We start from the raw sequence: 23,758 nt of genomic DNA, 5'->3' as shown, positions 1-23,758 counted from the left end.
TATAGCAAACCGACAACCTTAGTCAATACCCCCGCCGGATTGGGTCTAACCACCAACGAAGACCGCCTTCCCGGAAATTCCGGAAAAGCGGCCCTCAGAGAATTACGTTGCATTACACGGACTCTGTTCGTTTAACTCCACTGTCTTTCAACAATTTCATATAAAACCCTCCGACGACGCTGCGATGCTGGAAATTCAGCTGGCGGGCGGTAACCGTGTCGGTCCAGTCGGAGAAAGCGACCCGATCGGGAGTATCGTTCAACATCTTCCACAGCGGTTCGATTAACTTTATGAAATCTTCGCGTTCGGTTGCCAGGGCAGCCGACCAGATAAGCCAATCCGCTTTCGTATAGGTTTCCCGGTTATCCAACGGAGTGCCGTATTCGTTTCGCTTGCCCAAATACCACTCCACTTCCCTGCGGGTCGTCTCCTCGCCGAACAAATCGGTACCGAACACGGAGTCCCATATCAGGTTATACTTCAAACTCCATGTTCCCTCTTGCCCGAACGCAAGCTTCGAGTGATCGCCGTCGTCCGCAAGGACTTTCCACTGAGCGGCCATATCCCTTGCGACGTTCATATAACGATCGGATTCCGCCGCGTTCCCCCTATTCGCCATAAGAATGGAGTAACTCGCAACGCCCATAACGGCTTTAACGGACAAGTTGGCGTTTCGTTCCAAATGCCCGGCGAAATCGTCCGTGCAAAGCTGATTGTCCGGATCAAGACCGAATTCCGTTAAGTATTGTGTCCACTGTTCCAATAACTCCATATCCTCAAGCGCGAAATTCGATCGACCGCCACCCGCCAAACAAGCAGCCGCTGCCATAATCAGCATATTTCCGCATTCCTCGACGGGCATTTGGCCTTCCCTTGCGTTATCGCTGTATACCTGGCCATTGCCGAGCGGATACTGCCCGATGTCATGGGGAGCAAATTCGAAAGGCCAAGCTTCGCTTCGGGCATATTTGAAAATCGGCCGCATCATCGCTACCACGAGCTCCGGATTATACAGAAGGAATAACGGAACTGAAGGGTAGCTTACGTCCACGGTAGCCATGCAGCCGTTGCTGTAGCACTCTTTGGACAGAAACAACGCTTCCCCGTTCGAATCGGTTACGAGTTTATGAGCGGCGATCGCCTGCCGGTAGGACAGCGCGAGAATATCCGCGTATTTCTCCCCGCCGGCCTTCAAGCCGTCTTTCATTACCCGATCGTCGAACTCCTCGCATCGTTTCGCGAGATTCTCGTATTCCGAGAAAGCGTCGGCGATCATCTGCATGGCGTTTTTCCCGTTTCTTTTCCAATACGCCTGAAGCTTATCCCCGAAATATTCAACGGCATCAATATCGTCGTATGCGAGCACGATCAGGTTCTCCACCGTCTCCTCGCGCAATTCCCCGACTTCGAATACGATAGCCATCACAGGTTTTCCTTCGGAGACCTCGAGCGGCATTTCAATCGCTTTTCCGGCAATTACCTCTCCGGTTCTCGCGAACGATTTGCGAATCTCGGCCGAGTCGGTATGAACCGTAACGCCATCGGAGCTCCGCGCGCAGAGATAGAAATCGCCCCAGTCGATCCGCAAATCGTCTCCCGACTTGTTCAAAACCCGCTGTTGGTCGTGGCTCATCCGCTGCCAGACGATTCCTTCGTTCTTCCCTTGTTCCCAGACGACGGATTGTCGCGGATGGTCTACGCACCACTCGCCCGTAACATCGTAATAGATCTTCACGTCATGAGGGTTTCCGTCCGTCGAACGGACCTTCAAAGAAATATAGGACGCGGGACGCGACATCACATCCAGATCATCCATCAGCAACGGAGTCGTAAACCGAACGTCCAGCGCCACTCCGGAAGCTTCGAAGGTATAAGCGCTGCTGAGCGGAGTGACCGTCAACCGGGTTTGTTTCATAGCCGGCGGTTCCGTAAAGTATCTATCGGCGCTAGGTTCTACTAATCCGGCAAAGCGCCAACATTTCCCGTCGATTCGGATCAATCCGGTCATCGCTTGCCTTTGCCCCGTCCAATGGCGCGTAAAATCGTCCGTGAGACGATCGGCCGATGACCAAACGCTAAAATAAGGGTCTACCGTCACAAGCGGGACCGCAGGCGGTCGAAGCGTAGTTTGTCTTTGCGTCATGCAACAACACCCTTCCTTCTCATTCATTAGGTATGATAGGTTACCAAATCGAACGCATTTCCCATATTAGCAATCGACTCACATGCACGGCGGAGCCCTCGGCGCTTAAAGCTACCCCGATACTGTCATCCCTGGAAGGATAGACGAGCGTCGTCAGGCAAGTCTCGTCGCCGGCGAACACTTCGACAACTGAGTGGTCAACGAAAATTCGCAGCCGGATCGAATCCCCCGATCCCGCAGGAAGCTGCCCCTGAATCACGCTCTTATGCGTGCCCGGGAATAAGCTGGATCGCATTCTATCTATCGAAATCGTACCGGTAACGAAATCCGCACGGATGGTCGTTTGTTCTTCTCCATCGGCCGAGCGAAGAACCGCCATTTGAAAGGAGGAACGGTTATCGCCCGGTTCGATATCGACCTGCAGCTCCAATGCCCGCCCGCTTACTCCCGTATCCATAACCTCTCCGGTCAATAACATATTTTCGCGATGATAGCATTCTCCCCGGAGCTGCTCTAGCTCGATTACGGGACGGAACCCCAGCTTGCCGTTCGGTTTAAGCTCGGCTTGTCTCGGCAACGACAGGATGCCCGCTGCATTCATTTCGACCGGGAAATCGTTTCCTCTAGCCCCTTCGGGCAGCCATCCCCATAGGATCCGGCGTCCTAATCCATCTACGAAACCGGTCGCGGCGTAATACCCTTCCCAGCCGCCGTGATCGACGATCCCGCTGTATTCGGGAACGAATTCGTTGTCGTTACCGATCGTTCCCGTATAATAACGAACAGGTCCGTTTGGCGAGTAGATCAGAGCATAACGCTCGCCGAAACGAAATACGTGAGGACATTCCCAGAGCGCTTCGTCTCGGTCCGACCGGTAGAAATGTCCTTGGAACGTCCAGCTTTCCAGATTATCGGAAACGTAAAGCAATGCGCCTCCCTTGCCTTCCGAAGTGCCGCCCAGTACCATTTTCCAACCGTCTTGTTCCTTCCAAACGTTGGGGTCCCTCCATTCGGTTACGCGCAAGGATCCATGAATATGTGCCGGGACTATAGGATTTAACTTCGATTTCGTCCAGGTTCTCATCCCGTCCAAGCTGTGCGCCACCCATAGCTGAGCCCCTGTTGTCGCATTGCGATCCCCCGGGCCGATACTCGTGTACAATATCGTAGGAATACCTTCATCGTTAATTACGCAACAGCCCGAATAGCAGTGTTCTTCCCCCAACTCGATGGAAGGGTACAAAGCGATGGGTTCATGTGTCCAACGAACGAGATCCTTGCTTTTCGCATGCCCCCAGTGGATCGTTCCCCATTCCGGCTTATCCGGATTATGTTGATAGAACAGATGATATTCCCCTTGATAATAAATCGGTCCGTTCGGATCGTTCATCCAATTGCTTTCCGGCATGAAATGATAGATCGGCCTGTATTGCGACACCGCCTTCGCCTCCGTTCACTCCTTCACTGATGATTATATTTGATATATAAAAACCATAATAAATATAGTCATATGTATATGTCAATAATGTTTTTTCATTTAAATAAAGTAAAGGCCAACCCTTCTTCAGGTTGACCTCCTAATTTCCCGATACTATTCTTCAATGTTTGAAAATACCCGCTCAAAACCAAGTTGCGAGCGAATCAATGAATCTTCAGCCGTCATCGCTATCGTATTAGGCACAATCACTTCCTGTGCTACGACTCCTTGATAACCGATGCGCTGCAAGCTCCTCAAAAAGCCTACCAAATCAATAACGCCTTCTCCTGGGTATAATCGGTCGTTATCTAATAATTGTTCTATCGGAAGCGCCTTAGCATCGTTTATGTGCACGTACACGATTTGATTGGCCGATAATTGATCAATGTCTGCCGTAGTTAAGCCGCTAGAGTGCCAATGATAGGAATCCAGAAGTAATCCAACGTTTGAACAGCCAATCGCATCGATCAAAGCCAAAGTATCTTCCAACTTGTAGATAAACGGATGATTGAATGCCGTTCTCCAATGATGCGGACCGACGAATTCTATTCCTAGCTTGATTCCGAACCCTCCGATGATTTGCGCGCACAATCTTAAGCGGCGAATCGTTTGTATAGCAAACTCGGCAGGGGAACGATTCGTTGACGGGAGTATATAGGTGCAAAATGTTCGGCAACTCAAGGACACCGCTGCTTGGGCTTGAACCGTCAGCTTTGTCAGTCCATCAAGAAACTCCTGTTCAGAGTTACGCCACTCGACCGGCAAGTTAACTGATCCGATAACCATTCCGTTCGTCTCAAGTAACTCTTGCGCTCCCTTCAATCCATGTTCGTTGATCAAGGCCTCGGCATCAACTTCAACGGATTGAAACCCATATTTACTAGCTAACTCTATGAACTGTTTATCGGAACTCAATTCTCCAATACCCGCTCGCGTTAATCCTTTTAGCATTGCATTCACCTCCACTTGCTCAGATTAGATCCATTCAAATAACACGCCGGAGTAATTTTCTTTATCATTTCTCAGCCCCTCATATGCTTTAGGCGCTTCTTCCGGCTTAAGAATATGACTGATAAGAGGCACGATAAGCAATTTCTTCTTCGCCATTAAATCGAATACGATCCGCGAATTCCTGACTAAGGAATGCTTCAAGAAAGAATCCTGTTCAACTGGATAACGCCATTCATGCGCACCTTTGATCGAGACGCTTCCATAATTGATAAGATGAACGTAATTCAACATCTCCGTTACGTTAGTGCTATATTCACCTCGGGGACTACCTAGAAGAATCAACTCTCCGAACTTTGCAAGCAAAGGCAAATTATCAACGGCAACTTTCGGAACTCCTGTTGCCTCGATAATGGACGATGCCCCTTGGCCGTGTGTAAGCTGTAACACTGCCTCCCGTATATCTTCTCTTCCAGCATGCAACGCAGCATCAATCCCAAACGATTCCGCCATCTTCAAGCGTTGGTTGGATAGATCGATGCCAATAACGTTCGCCCCTTGCAGTTTAGCCAATTGGGAAGCCATACTCCCAATCAACCCCAATCCGGTAACGACAACATGATCTCCTAACTCGATATTCGATACCCGTACCGAAGTAAACGCCACCGTCGCCATTCTCGTGAAAGGAACCCACGTTATCGGCACATTTGACGGGGCTTTCATAAATACGCCTTTAGTAGAGACGACTTGATAAGCCGAGTGATCGCCATAATGAAAAACTAGATCGCCGCTCTTAAACTCGGTCACGCTTTTGCCCACGCCAACAATTTCACTAACCGAAGAATATCCCGGAATCCCGGGCATTCCAAACCATCCTTCATTCCCTGATAAACACGCCAACTCGGTACCTGGACTAATTAACGTATACCTCTTTTTCACAATCGCTTCAAACTCTCCAAGTTCCGGAACGGACATCGGGACTTCCCGCACCTCAACCTGCCAAGGTGCCGTAAATACGATTTGTTTATTCTTCATTTCAGTAAGCTCCTCTTTTGTTAAACTTTAACCGCCCGTACGGATATTAGAATGCGCGGCATAGAATTGACTTGGCGTAATGCCAACCGTCGCTTTAAAGGACCTACTGAATAAATGAATGCTTGAAAACCCGACTTCCTTGGCAACGGCCGTCAACGATCGATTCCCTTCGATAATTCTGAGCTTAGCTTGTTCGATACGAACGTGAGTGAGATATTTATGAATCGTGATATTAAGCTGATCCTTAAACAAAAAGGATAAATGATTAGTTGATACTCCGATATGTTTACTAATAGTGTGATTGTCCAAACCCGGGTTCGAATAATTCCGATTAATGAAATGGATGGACTTCTCGAGTAAGCCCCATCCTTTGGTAAGCTTACCTTCTTGGTTCGCCTCGCCCTCTTGTCCCAAAAAGAAAAAGTGGAGAAGTTCAATACAAAACGCTTTTTCAACCAAAAAATGATTAGGTTTCTCGTCCAGAAATACTTTCTGCAACATTAAAAATCTTCTTTTCAATTCGATACGGTCCGCTGTTCGTAAATGCGAGACGGGGACCACGTCTGCAAGCACCATCTCATTTTCTGATATTTGTTTTGTTTCCTCATCAATGAGACTGGTAACCTTCCAACGGCTTCGGGCATCATCATAATTCAGGTCGAAGTGCACGATGTATTGAATTAAGGGAACGGCCGAGGTAGTCCGAATAATATGCGGCATGAATGGAGGCATCAGGAAAATATCCCCTTCCTTCGCAAGATACTTCACCCCGTTAAGAATAAATTCCGCTTCTCCCTGTTCTATATAGGTAAACACATGGTCGAAATCGACCCATTCTCCCGAAAGAGTAGAGGACTTTACGATTTTAACCATCCTAGCGTGCGGAGAAATGGTATTCATCCATGCTTCCATCGCTCGTTCCCCCATCTTCATCCATGCTCGTGCTAATTGATAAACAAGTGCTCGTAGCCAAATCCCTACATCCTTGTTGGATTATTCTCCAAATATAACTGAAACCCTTTGAATTCTATTTTGTTCTCCTCCTCGAAAGTAATTAAACGCGTTCATTATAATTGTAGGGATCTAATCCGCCTTAATCTTTAGCTCAGAACAAGATTTTTTATCTAAAACGACGTTGACTCGAAGGAAAACGACTTTGGACTGGCCCATCAATTCTCTTCCACGCCATCCGTGTACCGGAGAGTGTACAGCAAAAGCCCAATGGAACCGGTGATTTCCCGGGTCTCTTGGGCTTTACGCAACATTTTATTTTTATAGCTTATAAAACCTCAACGCATTATTGCCGTAAAAATCTTCCCTCTCCGCAGCTGTCGAGTTAGGCAATGCGCGTTCCGCGACGTCCACGACTTGCGAGTAGGAAGCGGCCAACAAACAGACGGGCCAATCGCTCCCGTAAATAAGTCTTTTTGTTCCGAATGCTTTCAATGCATGAAGGATATACGGCTCGATATCGCTGGGAGTCCACTGCCGATGATCTGCCTCCGTCACCATGCCCGATAATTTGCAATAAATATTCGGGTTTGCCGCAATCTCATCGATCCACTTCGTCCATGGGTCCAGCGCTTTCAAGGCAATATTAGGTTTACCGATATGATTGATTACGCCCCTCAAATGCGGAACGAGTTTCACCAACTTGGCGATTGAAGGAAGCTGATGCTCCTTCACAAGCAAATCGACTGGAAAATCACGATCCGCAAGCAAGCGAAGCCCCTTAACGATTTGCGGCTGCAGGACATAATCGGGTTCTTCAATGTCCTGAAGCATGATTCGCACACCGACAAACTTGGGATGTTTCATTAATGTATTAATTTGATATTCGAAATAGTCGCTTTCGATATCCACCCATCCGACCACGCCGGCAATCGTATCGAACCGTTCAGCTAAGCCGAGAAGAAATTCCGTTTCTTCAATGGTAGCCGCTGCTTGGACGACAATCGTCTTATCGAACCCGCACTCACTTAAAATCGGCTCCAAATCACCCGGCAAAAAGTCTTTGTAGAGAATCGAAAGATCCGGAGTCAACCATCCGTAGTCGCCTCGCGAAAGTTTCCAGTAATGTTGGTGCGCATCGATTTTCATCGCCTTTCACCAGCCTATCTTACGCGATATTGTTTAAACAACTCAGGCATGATTTCGGTCGAAGCTCCCGGCATTTCGGGAAGTACGTAATGGCCGTCTTTCACGGTAGCAGGCTCTACGAAAATATGTCTGATCCACGGAATGTACTCTAGCATGATTGCGTTTTGCGTAGAGGCGACGAGATGCTGGTGGATTTGCCCCATATCCCCGACATGCGGGCAGATCGGGACATCATAAGACGCAGCGAGTCCGGCGACTTGCAACCATTCCGTAATCCCGCCGACCCGCGTAACGTCGACTTGGCAATATTCGACGGCGCCTTGGTGGATATAATCACGGAAAGCATACTTGTTATATACGTGTTCGCCCAGCGCGATCGGAACATTTAACTCGTCCGCCAACTTTTTGTGGCCCATAATGTCGTCCGGATTAAGCGGTTCTTCCAGCCAGAACAAGTCGAACTCCTCCAGCTTCTTACCCCATGTCATCGCGGTATTGATGTTCCATTGTTGGTTCACGTCGATCATGAAAATAACGTCGTCGCCGATCGCTTTGCGGACCGCTTTGCACCGATCGTAGTCCTCGCGCGGGTCCGGCTTGCCGACTTTGATTTTGACTCCGGTAAAACCTTGCTCTACGATTTCCGTAACGTCTTTCAACAACCGTTCCTTCGACCAGTTCAACCAGCCGCCGTTCGTATTATAAGCTTTAATCGGTTTAGACTTAGCGCCTCCGAGAAGCTGCCAAAGCGGCTTATTCGAAGCTTTTGCCATAATATCCCATAACGCGATATCGACCGCCGCCAGCGCCATATGGGTCACGCCCGACCGTCCGATCCAGTGCATTTTGCCGAACCGCATGTCGTCCCAGAGCTCTTTAACCATGAACGGATCTTTGCCAATAAGCAACGGAGCGTAATACTTCTCGATCGTATCCACGATCATATCGTCGCCATGCGCGCAAGTTCCCGTGTAACCGTATCCTACGAACCCTTCGTCCGTGTAGATGCGAACGCCGGATAATCCCCAATGCGTCGCAACGTTAATGGCGTCCGTAATCGGAGGCGTAATCGGTACGTGTAGGACAAAACTTTCCACTTTCGTGATTTTCATCTGATCCATCTCCCTTGCTGGTAAAGTAAAATCTATTAATAACCGAGCGATGCTCCGCCGTCTACGGGAAGAGCAACGCCGGTAACGAAACCGGATTGACTACTTGCAAGATATAACGTTGCTTGAGCGATTTCTTCGGAAGTTGCCGGCCTCCCAAGCGGATGCATGTCGTTCAAGTCCTGTATGGTCGCTATCGGATCATCCTGTTGTTGAATCCATTTATCCAGTAAAGGCGTTGTAACGCCAGCTGGACAAATGCAGTTTACGCGAACGCCATAAGGGGCATAATCCAACGCCAATGCCTTCGTCAAAGCATTCATTCCACCTTTTGTCGCCGCGTAAACGGGATTCATTTTTTGCCCGATTAACCCGTTGAGAGAGGACATATTGACGATCGAACCTCGCGTCTTCTTTAGCTCGGCGATTGAATGTTTAATCATAAAAAACACGCTTTTCAAATTCACGTTGAAGATCCGGTCCCATTCTTCTTCTTCAAACTCTTCTAAGTATTTGGGCATGATCGCTGCGGCGTTATTCACCACGCTATCGATTTGACCAAATCGCTCAATCGTCTGACGTATGAGTTCCTTAACGTCTTCTTCCTTGGAAACGTCGGTTCTTACGGCCATGACGCTTGCTCCCGAGGAGAGCAATTGTTCGGTAAGACGGGAGGCATCCGCCTCCGTCCGATTGGCGATTACAACGTTTGCCCCTTGCGCCGCGAATAAACGGACGATGGCTTCGCCTATTCCGGATGCGCCTCCGGTTACGATAGTCGTTTTCCCGGATAGAATCATGAGCACACTCTCCTTTATAATATATCGTACATGATTTATCCTAAAAAAACTTATACAAAGAACTCTCTTGTCCGTTTGTACGAGTTTTCCAGATGCCTCTTCAGAGCTTGCTCTGCCGCTTGAATGTCCTTATTTATCAGTTGCCGGACGATAAGCATATGTTCATCCCATTCGTCATGAATCAGCTTTTGACCCAGATCCTTCCGACACATCGACAAGTATCTTTGGATTTTTTCAATATACATTTCGACAAGATTTTTTAAGGATTCATTGTTACAGTATTCTAATATTAAGCCGTGTAACCCTCGGTTCATATCCGCCACAAATTGAATTCTCTCTTCGGTTTCCGCGATTTCCACGTTAGAATGTCTTTGCATTTCCGATTGCAGTTTTTCCAACTCGGAAACAGGTATTCTCGACGCGGCTTTTCTGATAGCCAAGCCTTCTAATTCCATGCGAAGCTCGAACATTTCGTCCAATTCCTGCAACGACATTTTGGCCACGTACATGCCCTTAAACGGAACGTTATCGACTAAACCTTCCGCAGCGAGTCTGGATAAAGCTTCTCGAATCGGAATGTTACTGACTTCTAGATCGCGGCCCAATTGATCGATATTGATTTTGTCGCCTGGTGCTATATCGTGGTTCAAAATACGGTCCTTCAAGAGGGAATAGATTTCGTCCGTCAGTACGTAGCGATTCAGCATTTTTTTCATTTCTTTGTACCTCTCTCATATATCGTACACGATTTATTGTAGCAAGGGTGAATCGTTTTTACAAGGATATTCCAGCAAAGATGAACTGGGGGAGCTGGTACGAACTTATAACTATATGTCGCAAAAAATATCCGGCCTGCTGACGGAGCAATTTCAACTCGGCCAGTAACTGAAACATTCCGAACTGCGCACGCTGCAAGCCCAGATCAATCCTCATTTGCTCTATAATTCGCTGGACTATATCAATTGCGTAGCTATCAATCATCGGCTGCCGGACATTTCGGACATGGTGCAGAAGCTCGTCTCTTTCTATAAGCTGGGGCTGAACAAAGGTCAGGATTACGTAAGTTTGCAGGATGAACTCGAGCATGTGAAAGCTTACGCGGCCATTCAAAATCTGAGATATCCCGATTCGATCCGTCTGATTATCGATGTGCCCGAAAAACTCCTCGACTGCCCCATCTCCAAAATTACCTTGCAGCCGATCGTGGAGAATGCTATTGTTCATGGAATTCTGGAAAGCGATGAAGAACAAGGCACCATTCTCATTTCAGTAGTGAACCAGGACGAGGCACTACAGTGGAAATTCTTCTGCCGATGAAGAAATAACCTCCGCGTAAAGGCATAATCGACTGAAGACAGTTTATAAAGAAGCCGAAAGTTGGAAGCGAAAAAGGACAAAGAAGCAGGTTACACCTGCTTCTTTGTCCTAATAAGGGGAATATATCTTTTGGTCTGCCACTCCTGGCATGATGGATCGCCACTTTTCTTAGAAGCGTTGGTTTCACTTCCTGCTCAGTAGCATTACTAGTTGTGAATATATCGGCAATTGAAAAAGCGGTTGAATGGAATTCAATCCTACTCAACCACTTTTCATCATTTTCGAAGATTATTTGCAAATATCTATTTTGTTATGAAGTTTAGAATAATCTGTGCGCATTCTGCTCTAGTTACGTTATTTCGAGGCGAGAATTTGCCGCCGCTTCCTTTCATTAAATCCAACTCGGCTGCTACATTAACATATGATTTCGCCCAAGAGCTGATCTGCGCATTGTCAGTAAAAGAACTTTGAGCAGCTTCGCCCGCTTTTTTGCCGGATTTAATTTCGAACGCTTTAGTAATCATCACGGCCATTTCTTCACGGGAGATTAAAGCGTCAGGCGCAAACAGGTTTTCGCTTTTTCCTCTTACGATTCCAGCTTCATACGCGGCCGCCACTGCGGAAGCATACGACTTGGACGAATCCACGTCCGTAAACGCAGCTTTTCCGGAAGCTTTGAGATTTAATGCATTAACAAGCAATGATACGAATTCGGCTCGTGTCGTATTTCGGGATGGTGCAAACTCCGTTGTGCTGACCCCTGAAATGATATGTTTGGCAGACAAAATTTTGATCGCTTGATTTGCCCAATGAGAGGAAGGAACATCAACGTATATTTTATTGTATTCCAATACCCCGTATTTGCTGAAGTGTTGGATATTGGCAACGATTTCACCGCCAACGACTTCCCCTCCAACATACTCAAATTGACCGCTATCCGATATATAGTAAATACCAAGTAAGTTCTTGTCTGTATTGTTATTTACTTTCAGCTTGATTGAAATCGGTTTATTAAAGCTGCTAAGTTTAGATTCCTTACCATCCTTTGTCGTGATGGAGATCTGAAATTCATAAATATCCCCAGCTAATGTTATGCCGTCTTTATTTTTAATCAGCTTCCCGGCATCTTCTTGTGAGACTTGATCGAACTTAAAAGAGATGCTGGCATTTTTCAATTCCTCGGGGGTGACCAATCCTTCAAGCTGCTTTAATACATCGGTTGGAATTTCGATTGAAATTTTATCGTTACGCACTTCGAGTTTATTATCTCCAAGCGCGGTCGTGACGTTGGCAGGCAGCGTTACTTCTTTCTTGCCGTTTTCTAGCTCGACTTTCACTTTACCATTTTGCGAATTTTTTAAATCCTTCTCGCTAATTACTTGATTATCTTTAGACACGGGGGGAGTCGTGTCTGTCGGAGTTGTCGTGATTGGCGATGTATAAGTTTGAACACAACTGCCGGGCTGCTCAAGTTCGCCCCACCCCGTAGTTTCCCCATTTTCAGCAAGAGGTACTGATCCCTGCGTATTCGGAACATCTGCAAAACGAGCTAGATTATATCCGTCGACAAAATGGTAGGAGTAAATTTCACCATTGATCTCGTAGTTACCTTCAATATATTTCCCCGCATAAACATTTGCTGCAAGACCGGAAGCATCAGGCAGATAGATTAAGCTATCATTCATGCTATCTTCCGATAAACTCAATTTATATTCGTGGCCATCGACTAATTCATCAGCAAATTTGATTATTAAGACATTATTATAACCTTCACTGTATCGAATCAAATCGTCTATCAGAACAGTTTTACCATCTGTCACATCTTCTAACACAAAATCATCTGCGTTTATATTTTCAAAATCCACTTCAGTTTCAATGCCTTGTATATAGTCATACGGAAACTCTACTTGAATAGCGTCAAAGGTTTCGTTATTGCTTATTTTTGGAGTAAAGCTAAATAAATCATCTCCTGGGTTAAGATAATATCCCATTTGATCTTCAGTAAAATATTGCTCTCCCGATATACGATAGGCATCCAAATTCACATTGGAATAATCATAAGTAGTAAACTTTCCCCAAGGGTTTTCAGAATATTCTTTCTTGGGCACATAAACGGTATTTCCATCCGTGGCCTTGACGCACTCCGGAGCCACATTCAAATCTACTTGATAATTCTTGGAGTAATAAGGTACATTCGCATCATCATATCCGACAATATCAGTGCTAGAATCTGTATTAGAGCTTGACATTTGATGCAATAATCCATTCTGGTCTTTATATTCAACTTTGACCTTTGATGGATCCGTACTATACACGCTGGTATAAAGCTTTTTTGCGTCATGATTATAAGTAGTTTGAATCATAGTTGCTGCTGAAGCAAATAACGGGAACAGCATAATTCCTAGAATTGTAAAAGCAGTTAGTGCAGATATCTTTCTAAGCAATCCTTTCAAATGCATCTTCTCCTTATCTAATTTGGAATATTTATCCTTTACAATTTATCATGGCTATCTACTTATTGTGAAGTGTTTTTTCGACATCATTCAATAATTCTCGATATAGGTCATTTTCTGGTACAAACTTTAGTGCCGATTGCAATTGTTCCTCAGCTGCTTTATACATATCTATTTTTTGCGTTTCGTTTCCAAGTATCACATATCCTTTTGCGGATTCGTAATAAACCGTATTCGCCCATGGAATAATGGATTCTGCCTGAGTGAAGTGTTTTTGAGCCAGTGCCCACTCTTTTCCTTCAATAAGTTGCATTCCGCGTTCTTTGTTGTAGTATCCAACACACAACCAAATGAACAAAATAATAAGAGTACAACTGACACCGAACGCAACATACCCCCATTGGGAGCGGATCTTGATTCTGTACCCGACATTTTCTGCATTATCGTTCCTAAACGCCGAAGTCATGATACAAATGAATGTGCCGAAGATAAAAGGAAAACTAAAATCAAAATCAAATCCGGCATGCAAAATAAGCAAAGCTGTGATAACCATACCGCCAGAATTCCATAATGCGTCTTGCTCAGCCACGTATTTAGAAGTGGCCGATTGATAATAAAACATTGCAATCAAGCAACCAAAAAGAAAGAGTCCAATAATTCCAACATCCAGTAACAATTGCAATAAGTGATTATGCACATATTTCACATAGTAATCTTGAGAACGGTAAAGATGCATGAGTAAACTCCATCCACCGCCACCCGAACCTGTCAGCCAGTAGTCCCGAAGCATATTCAAGCTGTCATGCCAATTCAAAAAGCGATATTGAAGTTCTGAGGTTTGAGGTTGAATACTCTTCACTCTGTTCCAAAAGGCGAATTGATCCTTTCTAATTACGAAAGCTAATACTACGCCCGTAATATGCGCAACGGCAATATAAGTTAATTGGGCTCTTTTCCTGATTTGAGGGTATATGCATACCAAGACAATCAAAACCAATAGCCAAAGAATCCAAACAGATCTTGAGAAAGTTAACAACACCCCCAGGCAGTTTATCGATAGGAATAACAAATATATTTTTTTCTTGGTGGATAGGTAAAAAAGCATCGATAAGCTCAAACAAACGAGTAAAAAAATCGCTAACGAATTTGCATACTGCATTGTTGATTCGAGACGGTTGTTCCGAAACATATCAAACAAAATGCCAAGGACAGTAAGAAATGACCCGATCCAGATGAAGTGTTTGTATACACTTTCCATCCCCTTACGATCAAGCATCATAATAAACAGTGACAGGTATACTAAAATGCTCACTTTGGAGGCTTCCAGCAGAGCTTGTTCAAAGTCAGCCGCGTATAACAATGAAATCCAATAGATTGCCGCAAATAGGAATAGGATTAGGTGAAATCGATGGACTTTAATTTCATTAGTTAATAGTCCGGTAATGATAAATCCAATAATCAGAATAATGTTTGCTGTCAGATAAGAAATCCCATAAAAGTAACCTTGAAAAATAGCACCTGCCCAAAAATAACCAGAAACTATTAAAAATGGAAAACAACGCTTCACAATGCACCTCCAACAAAATCTGTTTTTACAAGTATAACCCAAATCAAGAATAGAAGAATCAATTTCTCGTGTGCTTCTAGAATCGATATTCAATACCAGAACATCTTATATCCGAAAGAAAAAAACCAGTAATAGCAAGGAATCTTGCTGTTACTGGTTTTGAATTTTATCTCAAACATATGACTTGAAATGTCTCAATTATCGGGGTAAAGAGTATCAACTATACCCGTTACTCATACTGAGGTACCTGTGGGTAACGTCTATAGCTGAGACAAAAAGGTTGCCATAACAGGCGATTTTTTGGTTATAAATGAGACCTGAAACTCATCTTTTGATTTGTTTTCACTGAACAATTTGAACATAAACATGATGATTTCATGCTCTCAACACTTCTTCAATTTTGTTGAAAATATATCCCATCATACCTTATTTCATAATAGCGGGCTTGGTACGTTTTATCCAGATGAACAGTCAGACAGCCCTTAGCTTCATTGTAATAATATTGGCTTTCGTATCCTTGGGAAGGATAAATTTGTTTAACAGTGGCTGACTTACCTTGCCACATCTGCAATGGAAGGGTTTGATAAGCTTCCGAGCTTCCCAAACGCCAGACCGCCAATAGAATACGATCATTGTTACAAGAGGATAAGCCCACACAAGCCCAAGAATTTTTGGCATTAATTCGGGTAAATCCCAGAGGCCAGAGCGGATAAGAGCTCTGAATATGCTCCCTTTCCTTTTTGTATAAAGAGACAGCTTCATGAATTAATGCTTTGTTCAAGGGATCCGCATAATTGAGATGTCCGGATAAATACAAGCTGCCGCACATGCCATTGATCATATTAAAAATAGTTTGCTCTCCGTCCTGCATAGACTGCATGTAATAACCCTGCTCCATCCGTTCTGGATGTGCTATATCCCCATGCAGCAACGGATAGGGATAAGCCCAGATCCCTAGTTGTTCAGGTAAAACAGCGGCCAAGCTGCCACCGAGAATAGATGGATATTGGGTATAATCCTCTTGATCACTAGAGCTTTGCATATGAAAATGAGACAAGACTCCATAGTCGGAACGCATGGCACCGGAACCGCAATTCTCGAGGATCAGATCAGGGTGCCGTGACCTAACCTCATCTATAAACCGATAAAAAGCCAGCACAGAATTCATAAGACTTTCTGAAGCGGATAAGCCGGCCCTTTCATCCCCTGCATTCATTCCCAAATTATAGTCATTTTTGATAAAGCGTACGCCCATAGCGACTAATCGCTCTATGACATGATGCATATAAGAGCGTACATCAGCATTCTCATAATTCAAAAACCAGCGTGCACCGCCGCCAATGCGAACCCCGTACCTTTGAATAAACCAAGCATCCGGTTTTTTGGCCAGCTCCGCTTTCTCGCCACAAACTTCCATTTCCAGCCATAATCCTGGATGCATATTTTTCAATTTTATGTACTCCAGAACTCCTTGAAGGCCATCTTCGCCAAATCTGTCATCGCTGGGGTTCCAATCACCCAATCCGTCTCCCCATGAAGCTTCTTTTCCCCCAAACCATCCGGCATCGATGCAAAAATACTCACACCCGGCCTCTGAAGCGGAATCAATTAACGGGATAAGCTTTTCCCTCGTTGGATTTCCCCACAATGTATTCATGTAGTCGTTGTAAACGATCGGACAGAGCCGTTGGTCCAAGTACTGCTGTTTCAAAATATACCTGCGATATGATGTCAATTCTTTAACGGCTGCTGTCAAGTCGCCTTTGCAGCAACCGAAAGCTACAGGGATGGAAGTAAAGCTTTCGCCGGGAGCCAGCGTTTTCGTCCATCCCCCATTTCGCTCATCCGCTCCATCGGCATGAATGAACAAGGCTCCTTTTTCGTCTGTCCACGAACCGCGATGTCCAATTTCGAACTGCCAATCGGACGAGGCTTCAATTTGAAAATACCACGTTTTGCTTGTCTCCAAATCCTCAATTATTGCCATAGGAAGATAACGTCCTGTGCTCCAAGTGCCAATGGATGAGAAATGAACGGTTGAGGAGCTTGGATGGGTAGAGGTCGGGTACAGTCCCAGCTCCTCCAAACTACCGGAACGCCATTGGCCTTCGCCATTCCAAGTCTGCAGACAATAATGCACTTTGATTTTATCGCTGTGATGCCAAGGACGACAGCCGTCGGTTGCAATTCCTTGCATACACATGGAGGATAAGTGGGTCAACACAATAGGAGCTTGACTATCATTGTATGCTGTTGTCTGCTGGCGAATAACGGATGAACCCGGAATAAGCTGCATATCTACCTGGATGCGCAAACCAAGTGTCGGATGGATGTAAGTAAATTGAACATTCTCTAAGCTCGTTTTTATATCTTTCAGTACCATCTCTGACGGGAGATTAGTCAGCCCGGATACGAGTGCAGAAGCATGTCCATAGGGTCTTCCTGCAACGGCAACCTCGAAATTGGGAAATGGCACAGCCTGCACCGGTTCCTTGGGCGTCTTCTCAGGGTTGAAGCTCAGCTGCTTAAGTCCATTCTCACTGTTAACATATCGGATGAACATGTTCTCATGCTCAATTAGTAAATCATTCTGGAGCTCGCTCATTCCAAAATCTCCTTTTCCAAATACAGCTTGTCTACTCCAAATGGCACTAAAATCCTCTCTTCTGACCAATGATCCATATCCCAAAAATGCGATGGAGTTATAAAATTCAATTGATCATCATTCTGATAATGATGAGGTCCGATCAGGTTGCGCAAAGTATTGCTGATGACTAAACGCAGCTCGCAGCTATTTCCCAACTCAGCTTTGTTAATTTCCCATTCCCATGGATCCCAGGCTCTTACTCCACATTCCACTCCATTGACCCAGAGCACTGCAGAGGCAATTGATGATTGCGAAATTCGAATACACCATTTTTCCTCTTCAGGATCTACACCATAGTCTTCTATATTCAAAAGAGTAAGCAATTCCATTCTTCCCGCATAAAAAGGGAAGCCTTGATCCGTTAAATTTCCCGCTCTTAGGCTGGAATAATCCGGTTTTACAATTAACGGAAGTCCTTCGCCGGTGAAGTAGACTTGAAACTCGCCAATCACATAGATATTCTCCATTAGCCCGCACGTATTGCCAATGAGCTCCAGCTCCAAGCTATTGTCGCCTGCAATTAATAAATCGCGGGGAATTTCATAGCAAATCCAATCTGCATCCAGCCAGGTAAGAGAAGAGCGCTGCAAATCTTGCCCATTACAGCTTATGCGATTCCCTAACTGCGCTTCCACTACGGCATAAAGCGGGATGGACAAGGCTTGATCATCAACGGCAAAATAAGCTTTGTATTGTTCGCCGCTTACTTCGGATTGTTGATTTCGCCTCCAATGAGCCAGCGATGCCGAAGCTTCCCATTGCAGATCCGCTTGATTTTTTCTAAAGAATGTATCCAGTACGACCGTGTTCAGGTCTAAGGGCTTGAACGTAAACGCAGCAGAAGCTGCTGATCTATGATTCGTTCTTTTTTTACCGGAAATAGCAGATTTAAGCTGTACCTCACATGGGACAGCTTGAATAAGCAGCGATTGCTTTGGCAGGAACACCCATTCGATTATCGTCTTATTCTCTTGATGCAGAAATGGCACTTCCAGTGTCTCACCAGTCTCTGCATTTAATTGCAGCGGTTTTACATACCCCTCAAGCTTAATCGTTACCTGTACGGGTTCGTGACTTAAATATAGATTTGCCATGAAAAACAGCTTATCATCGCCGTCGATTCTTTCATGCATCCAAATATGCCGGCTGTCTGCCCCTTCTATTACTGCGCCCTGCGGATATTCAACGGCCAGCTCGGAAACGGAAAAAGGATGTATAGCTAATCCGTTTATATCAGGCATTCCATTTCGCAGCTCTTCAAGCGCCGTAGTTGCCCAGATCTTACCGCCCTTCTCGGCAAAAAGCTGCAATAGCCGCAGCGTGGACGGACGAAACCTGGAGCAATCCGGAATAATGACGGTACGGTAAACACAACCCCCCACACGAATCCCATCCTCAGTCACTTCACCATAACGCCCCATAAAATGTTCATTTCCGAAATCGAAATCAAGATGATGATCCAACAGAAGGAGAGACAGCCTTTCAAGGTCGGCATTCTTCTGATTCACGGAATTGGCATTCAGCGGCGAGTACTCTGCAAAGGCTGATTCTATAGGGTGAAGCACCAGGAGATGAGCAACCCTTTTTCCCCGGGTGAGGGCGTAACACATTCTGGCTTGATAATCGGAAAGCACCTTGTAATCCTTCCACCACGGCTGCTGAGGCCCAATGGTCGGAGGATAATCGCGTTTCCCCTCGCCCGCAAACGAATAGGGCAGCAAATGCGGGCTGAACAAATTAATTCCATGCACCAGATGCCAATCGATCATCCATTTCTGCAGCCCGGGATCAAACCCTTGACCCGCGCAAGCAAACAATTCAGACAGGCATCTTTCTTTGCCCAATTGATGCGCAATGCTGGACACCTGCTTGGCGGAAAGGACAGTCGTATAGGAAGCCTCGCTCAATTCCATGCTGCTTTTGTGAATTTGGCGCCCCAAATGGTCCAATCCGGGGATATGCATGTATTCATATTGGCGCATGACGTCTCCAACCCACTCCATTTGATATACCAGGTTATCCTCAGCCATCAAATGTCCGGTAAAAAACAAGCCCTCGGCTTCACACCATTGATAAACAGCCTTTGCGTAATTTTCTGCGAACAGGTCCATAACCAGACGCCAATAATCGTAGCGTACCTTTTTATAAGACTCCTCTTCAATAAACAAATAATGAATCAGCGGAATCAAGTCATAGCCATAGCTGTTGTAGAAAATGGCTGCAAATCCTTCCGTCCATGGCAGTGCCGGTCGTGAAGGATCCAACCAGAGTAAAGCACAAGCCTCGTCCGAAAACACACCAGGAATCGTACCCGCAAAATCGTGGCCGACTTCGTCTTTATATCGATTATGGGTGCTTTCAATAAATGCTTGGGTGACTTGCGGATGCAATAAATCCACGTAAGAAGCTAACTCAAATCTCTCCTGCCCCAAGGGCTGTACCCACTCGTAGTAATAATTCGCAGCTTTTCCGTCTTCGGCCGGCCGACTGGCAATCAAGCGATATTCATCGTCTTCTGCCCGTTGCACAGCTTCCATGACCAAGGCCTTCGCCCGGAAGGCGCGATCCATCCTGGGAACCGCTCCCCCCGCATAGCCGCTGGGCCAGCCATTTTCGTCATAAATCCAGGCTTTCATCCCGAGCAAATCGGCTTCATCTACACAGCTTTTTACGCAGGCAAACCAATCCTCCTGCAGATACGGGGTACTCAGTCCCGACCGCGCGTGCATAAAGAAGCCGCCCATCCCCGCTTCCTGCATGGAATGGATTTGCTGAAGCAGCCGTTCCTTGGACAGCTTGCCGTTCCACGACCAAAAAGGTACAGGGCGGAAATCTACACTTGGACTATTGAATAATTGCTTGTCCATAAGAATGCTCCTTCTTCACAGCTTTACCCTTTAGTAGGAATAGCTTGCAGCAGCTCAACTTCCGGGGGAGCCGTGATATCAGATAAAATGCTTCCTTGCTCATTCATATGCCACGAAACCTGAATAACGCCATACGGTGTGTTTACCGTACCTTGGCAACGACTCATCCCCCCTACAGAATTGGGAAGAAACCGCGCTTTGCTGTATCCGGGCTCCAAAGGCTCAACGCCAATCAGATATTTTGAAATCCATTGTACGGGTGTGCTCGACCAGCTGTGGCAAAGGCTCATCCGATAGGAGCTGTAAGCCGTGTATGTTGTCAATGCCCGATGATAGTCGCTGCCTTTAGCTAAAGTTATCCCTTCCCAAAAGGTGGATGCCCCCTCTTTAAGCATCGTACCCCACACCAGCTCAATGGTGCTCCAAGCTTTCTCGTGCAAGCCAAATTGAGAGCAGCATTCGGCAAACCAATACGCCGACAAGGGAGTAACAGGATCATTTATTTCACGCTGCCGCAAAAAAGCCCGGGCGTTACCGGAAGAGACATAACCGCTTAAGATGCCTAATAATGGCGTAATAAGCGTCTCGGCTTGCAGGAATTGCGCTTCATTAATTAGCGGAAACTTCCAATCGACTTCAATTTCAAGCTCCGGAATCCATTTCATCAGCTTTTCGATATTCATGCTCGTCAGCTTGAATAAAGCATCCATGCTTATCTGCATTTCTTCGTCCGAAATCGGAATCCACTCTATTAAATTCGTCAGGTTTTTAATTAAACCGCCCGATTCTTCATCTATATTAGCTTCAATCCAACTTATATGTTTTTGCAGATCAGCTTTATTGTCTATAACAAATTGACGATCGCCCGTGTAGAAATAATACTCCCACAGATTATTAATCCACCATAACGTATAAGAGGCAATTGAATTCATCCAATAGCCATAAGGCGTACCTTTTCCGATTTCGGTAATTGACCTCTTCAGTACGGAAAGATCATCCCACAGTACATAATCCGCCTTGCCCGCAAGGTAGAAATCATAAGCCCAGTTTAACCGGTCGCGTTTGACGCCGTCCCATAAGCCGATCTGGTGGCAAATCCGATTCGTGTGAACGGATACTTCAAAAATTTGATCAATCATGGGAAGATTGGATTGAATATGGCCTTTTTGGTTTAAGGCAACCTGCAGCGCTTCGAATTGAAACTCAAGGGAGAAAGGAAGATTTATCTCGCCTAGCAGATGTATTTTATAGTAGCGGTTTCCTTGAGGCAAAGTCACAAAATCTGCCCGTGCCGGAAGTGTAAAAGCTTCTGTAATACACCCCTCATAATGCTCCAGCTCCCATAACGACTCGGCTCCATGCCAAATAACCTGAACAGGGTGATCGGAATTATTCTTGCAGTGAAACCGCGCATTGTACTCTTTGTTCAGATCCACGATTAACGAAGGTGAATTAGACAACTCCCAGGATGCGGTTTGCAGCCGCAGCTCCTGCCATTCTCTTTGCTTGCGCAAATGATAGAAGATATCTTTTACAACTCTGGTTATCTCAATTGGCCGCTGCTCCATTGTATGGATACCCTCCACACTTAGGCCTTCATTTTTTCTTTTGCTAGCCAAACCAGCTGCAGCATGAACCTCAAAATCTACTATGGATTCTGTGACAATATCTTCAAATCCCCCTCTGGCAAACCACTCCGGGCTATTCTCCAAATCGCCATAGGGTTCGTCTCCATAGACACAAACCAATGCAGCTTGTTCCCCGTTGGATTGCCATGATTCATCCGTTGGTATCCAGAAGCCGTCTCCTTGCAAATAACCCACACACCCAACTAGCCGCTCAGAAAGATGGATACTGACAGGGGATACCGGCATGATTTCGCTGCATTTGATTTCCAGCTCAATTACATGCTCTCCTTCGCTCAGGGTTTCTGGAAAAGAATCCAGTTGGATGAATGAAGCAAGCTGATCGCCGCCCTCTGCAAGCTGTCCAACGACCTGTTGATCCAATCTAACTGTAACTCCACCAGTCATAGCAAGAAACAACCGGCAATGGTTAATCTCTTTCTCTGCATAAAAGCTGGTCTTTAAGGTGACATGTAGATTCATTGCTTTTTCTTTATCCCAGATCCACCTAGGGATCTTCAAAATCTCGTCCATGGGCAGATTAGTCATCGTACAGCTCCTCTATGTTGTTTTTCTTGTGAATACCCTTATATTTCTTCAATTAAATGGGCCAAAACCGCTTGCGCATATAATCGAGCCAGAAAATCATTGGGGTGATTTACGTTATTCCCTGTTAGATCTGCATAAGACTTATGGCGAAGCAGCTCTTCATGAATTCCGGTCATATCCACTAATGCTATATCCTCGTTAGCCAATTGAAGCAATTCATTCTTATACAATGCTTGATTTCCAGCAAAAAACGTCTCCGGGTTCGCCAGAATTGGAGCAATTACAATAACCTCCACTTCAGCATTTCGGGATTTCGCTGCCTGTATCATAGCTCGGATATTAGCGGTAAATTGCTCCTTCGACACTTTATTCGTCCCATCGTTCATCCCAAAAGCAAGGATAATTAGCTCAGGCGGAGCTTCGGCTAGTAATTGGGGAAGGTTATTCACCGCCCATTCGCTGCTTACTCCGCCTACAGAAGGGTTTACCAAGTTGATCTCCGTATGGTAATGCTCTCGTAAAAACCCGGCAGCCATCTCTCCCCAAATAGGTAAATAAGGTGCTGTATTCATCATTCCGCTGGAGTTTGCCCCTTCGGAAATACTATCGCCAAACAGCATGATTTTAAGTGGAATTTGTGACTTCAATTTATGAACAGTTTTAAGCAGGCCATTCTTCGAAAAGACTGGCACAGGTCCTGCCCATTCATTATTCAAATGCTTATAAGTTACGGTAATCTGCTTATCATGAAAAAAATGCCCTTCCCTGAATAAGACATACCCGCCTCCAACCCGCTCCTGAACCCAGCCTTCTTTATTATCCTCTGGATACAACTCCTGGCTCGTGAGTAAAGGAATGCTCGACCCCTCTGGAAAAAAAAGCAAATTTCCTCGACAAATGAAATCTTTGCCCGCTTCGTATCTCGTATCCAAAGCCGCATTGCGAACCTCGACAATCTCACATGCTTCAAACAACAGGCGTCCAAAGGGAATATCCTGATCATCAAGAGCTGCCATCGGCAGTAAAGATTCATAGTACATGATATCGTTCTTCCAAATAGGCAATAAAAGCTCTTTCATCGTATAATTTCCGTAGCGCTCAACTCCCATTTCGCTTCCCCG

Annotated in this window: 16 protein-coding genes; 1 reads left to right on the top strand and 15 read right to left on the bottom strand. The window is 45.6% G+C overall.

Annotated features, from left to right (window positions below):
• Positions 1 to 112: 112 nt before the first annotated feature.
• The 9 genes from D7Z26_RS14220 to D7Z26_RS14180 all read right to left on the bottom strand — a co-directional run bounded on the left by D7Z26_RS14220 (position 113) and on the right by D7Z26_RS14180 (position 10,328).
• On the bottom strand, positions 113 to 2,170 hold the full coding sequence (locus tag D7Z26_RS14220) for a glutaminase family protein (protein ID WP_120977651.1): 2,058 nt from the start codon (positions 2,168 to 2,170) through the stop codon (positions 113 to 115).
• A 13-nt stretch (positions 2,171 to 2,183) separates the two neighbouring features.
• Positions 2,184 to 3,581 (bottom strand): glycoside hydrolase family 32 protein, encoded by a 1,398-nt coding sequence (locus D7Z26_RS14215; RefSeq protein ID WP_120977650.1) that lies wholly within the window; start codon positions 3,579 to 3,581, stop codon positions 2,184 to 2,186.
• A 153-nt stretch (positions 3,582 to 3,734) separates the two neighbouring features.
• Positions 3,735 to 4,571, bottom strand: coding sequence for a sugar phosphate isomerase/epimerase family protein (locus tag D7Z26_RS14210; RefSeq protein WP_120977649.1), 837 nt, complete (start codon positions 4,569 to 4,571; stop codon positions 3,735 to 3,737).
• A 24-nt stretch (positions 4,572 to 4,595) separates the two neighbouring features.
• Positions 4,596 to 5,603 (bottom strand): zinc-dependent alcohol dehydrogenase, encoded by a 1,008-nt coding sequence (locus D7Z26_RS14205; RefSeq protein WP_120977648.1) that lies wholly within the window; start codon positions 5,601 to 5,603, stop codon positions 4,596 to 4,598.
• 27 nt (positions 5,604 to 5,630) lie between these two features.
• Positions 5,631 to 6,515: an AraC family transcriptional regulator gene (locus D7Z26_RS14200; RefSeq protein ID WP_120977647.1), complete on the bottom strand. Its 885-nt coding sequence runs from the start codon at positions 6,513 to 6,515 to the stop codon at positions 5,631 to 5,633.
• A gap of 360 nt (positions 6,516 to 6,875) precedes the next feature.
• A complete protein-coding gene (locus D7Z26_RS14195; protein WP_120977646.1) occupies positions 6,876 to 7,703 on the bottom strand; it encodes an amidohydrolase family protein in 828 nt (275 codons plus the stop codon).
• Between the two features lie 14 nt (positions 7,704 to 7,717).
• Complete coding sequence (locus D7Z26_RS14190) at positions 7,718 to 8,815, bottom strand: mandelate racemase/muconate lactonizing enzyme family protein (RefSeq protein WP_120977645.1); 1,098 nt, start codon at positions 8,813 to 8,815, stop codon at positions 7,718 to 7,720.
• 35 nt (positions 8,816 to 8,850) lie between these two features.
• The gene (locus D7Z26_RS14185; protein ID WP_120977644.1) at positions 8,851 to 9,612 is read right to left on the bottom strand and encodes an SDR family NAD(P)-dependent oxidoreductase; all 762 of its coding nucleotides are present in this window, start codon (positions 9,610 to 9,612) and stop codon (positions 8,851 to 8,853) included.
• A gap of 50 nt (positions 9,613 to 9,662) precedes the next feature.
• Positions 9,663 to 10,328 carry a GntR family transcriptional regulator gene (locus D7Z26_RS14180; protein WP_120977643.1) on the bottom strand — a complete coding sequence of 222 codons (666 nt, stop codon included), beginning with the start codon at positions 10,326 to 10,328 and terminating at the stop codon, positions 9,663 to 9,665.
• A gap of 169 nt (positions 10,329 to 10,497) precedes the next feature.
• On the opposite strand from D7Z26_RS14180, the gene D7Z26_RS14175 reads away from it, so the two are divergent.
• The gene (locus D7Z26_RS14175; protein ID WP_120977642.1) at positions 10,498 to 10,929 is read left to right on the top strand and encodes a sensor histidine kinase; all 432 of its coding nucleotides are present in this window, start codon (positions 10,498 to 10,500) and stop codon (positions 10,927 to 10,929) included.
• A gap of 302 nt (positions 10,930 to 11,231) precedes the next feature.
• On the opposite strand, the gene D7Z26_RS14170 is transcribed toward D7Z26_RS14175, so the two are convergent.
• The 6 genes from D7Z26_RS14170 to D7Z26_RS14145 all read right to left on the bottom strand — a co-directional run bounded on the left by D7Z26_RS14170 (position 11,232) and on the right by D7Z26_RS14145 (position 23,746).
• Positions 11,232 to 13,382 carry an S-layer homology domain-containing protein gene (locus D7Z26_RS14170; RefSeq protein WP_158602311.1) on the bottom strand — a complete coding sequence of 717 codons (2,151 nt, stop codon included), beginning with the start codon at positions 13,380 to 13,382 and terminating at the stop codon, positions 11,232 to 11,234.
• Positions 13,383 to 13,440: 58 nt separating this feature from the next.
• On the bottom strand, positions 13,441 to 14,949 hold the full coding sequence (locus tag D7Z26_RS14165) for an O-antigen ligase family protein (protein ID WP_120977640.1): 1,509 nt from the start codon (positions 14,947 to 14,949) through the stop codon (positions 13,441 to 13,443).
• Positions 14,950 to 15,343: 394 nt separating this feature from the next.
• Positions 15,344 to 17,554, bottom strand: a complete 2,211-nt coding sequence (locus D7Z26_RS14160) for a glycoside hydrolase family 36 protein (protein WP_120977639.1) — start codon at positions 17,552 to 17,554, stop codon at positions 15,344 to 15,346.
• Positions 17,551 to 20,463 carry a glycosyl hydrolase gene (locus D7Z26_RS14155; RefSeq protein WP_120977638.1) on the bottom strand — a complete coding sequence of 971 codons (2,913 nt, stop codon included), beginning with the start codon at positions 20,461 to 20,463 and terminating at the stop codon, positions 17,551 to 17,553. The genes D7Z26_RS14160 and D7Z26_RS14155 overlap by 4 nt, the downstream gene beginning before the upstream one ends.
• Before the next feature lie 23 nt (positions 20,464 to 20,486).
• Entirely contained in the window at positions 20,487 to 22,637 is a 2,151-nt protein-coding gene (locus D7Z26_RS14150) for an alpha-L-rhamnosidase C-terminal domain-containing protein (RefSeq protein WP_120977637.1), read from the bottom strand.
• 38 nt (positions 22,638 to 22,675) lie between these two features.
• Entirely contained in the window at positions 22,676 to 23,746 is a 1,071-nt protein-coding gene (locus D7Z26_RS14145) for an SGNH/GDSL hydrolase family protein (RefSeq protein WP_120977636.1), read from the bottom strand.
• Positions 23,747 to 23,758: the final 12 nt, after the last annotated feature.

The organism is Cohnella endophytica, assembly GCF_003628305.1.
GTDB lineage: Bacteria > Bacillota > Bacilli > Paenibacillales > Paenibacillaceae > Cohnella > Cohnella endophytica.
Note: the sequence above shows the minus strand (reverse complement) of the source record. Positions and strands in the feature narration are given on the sequence as shown.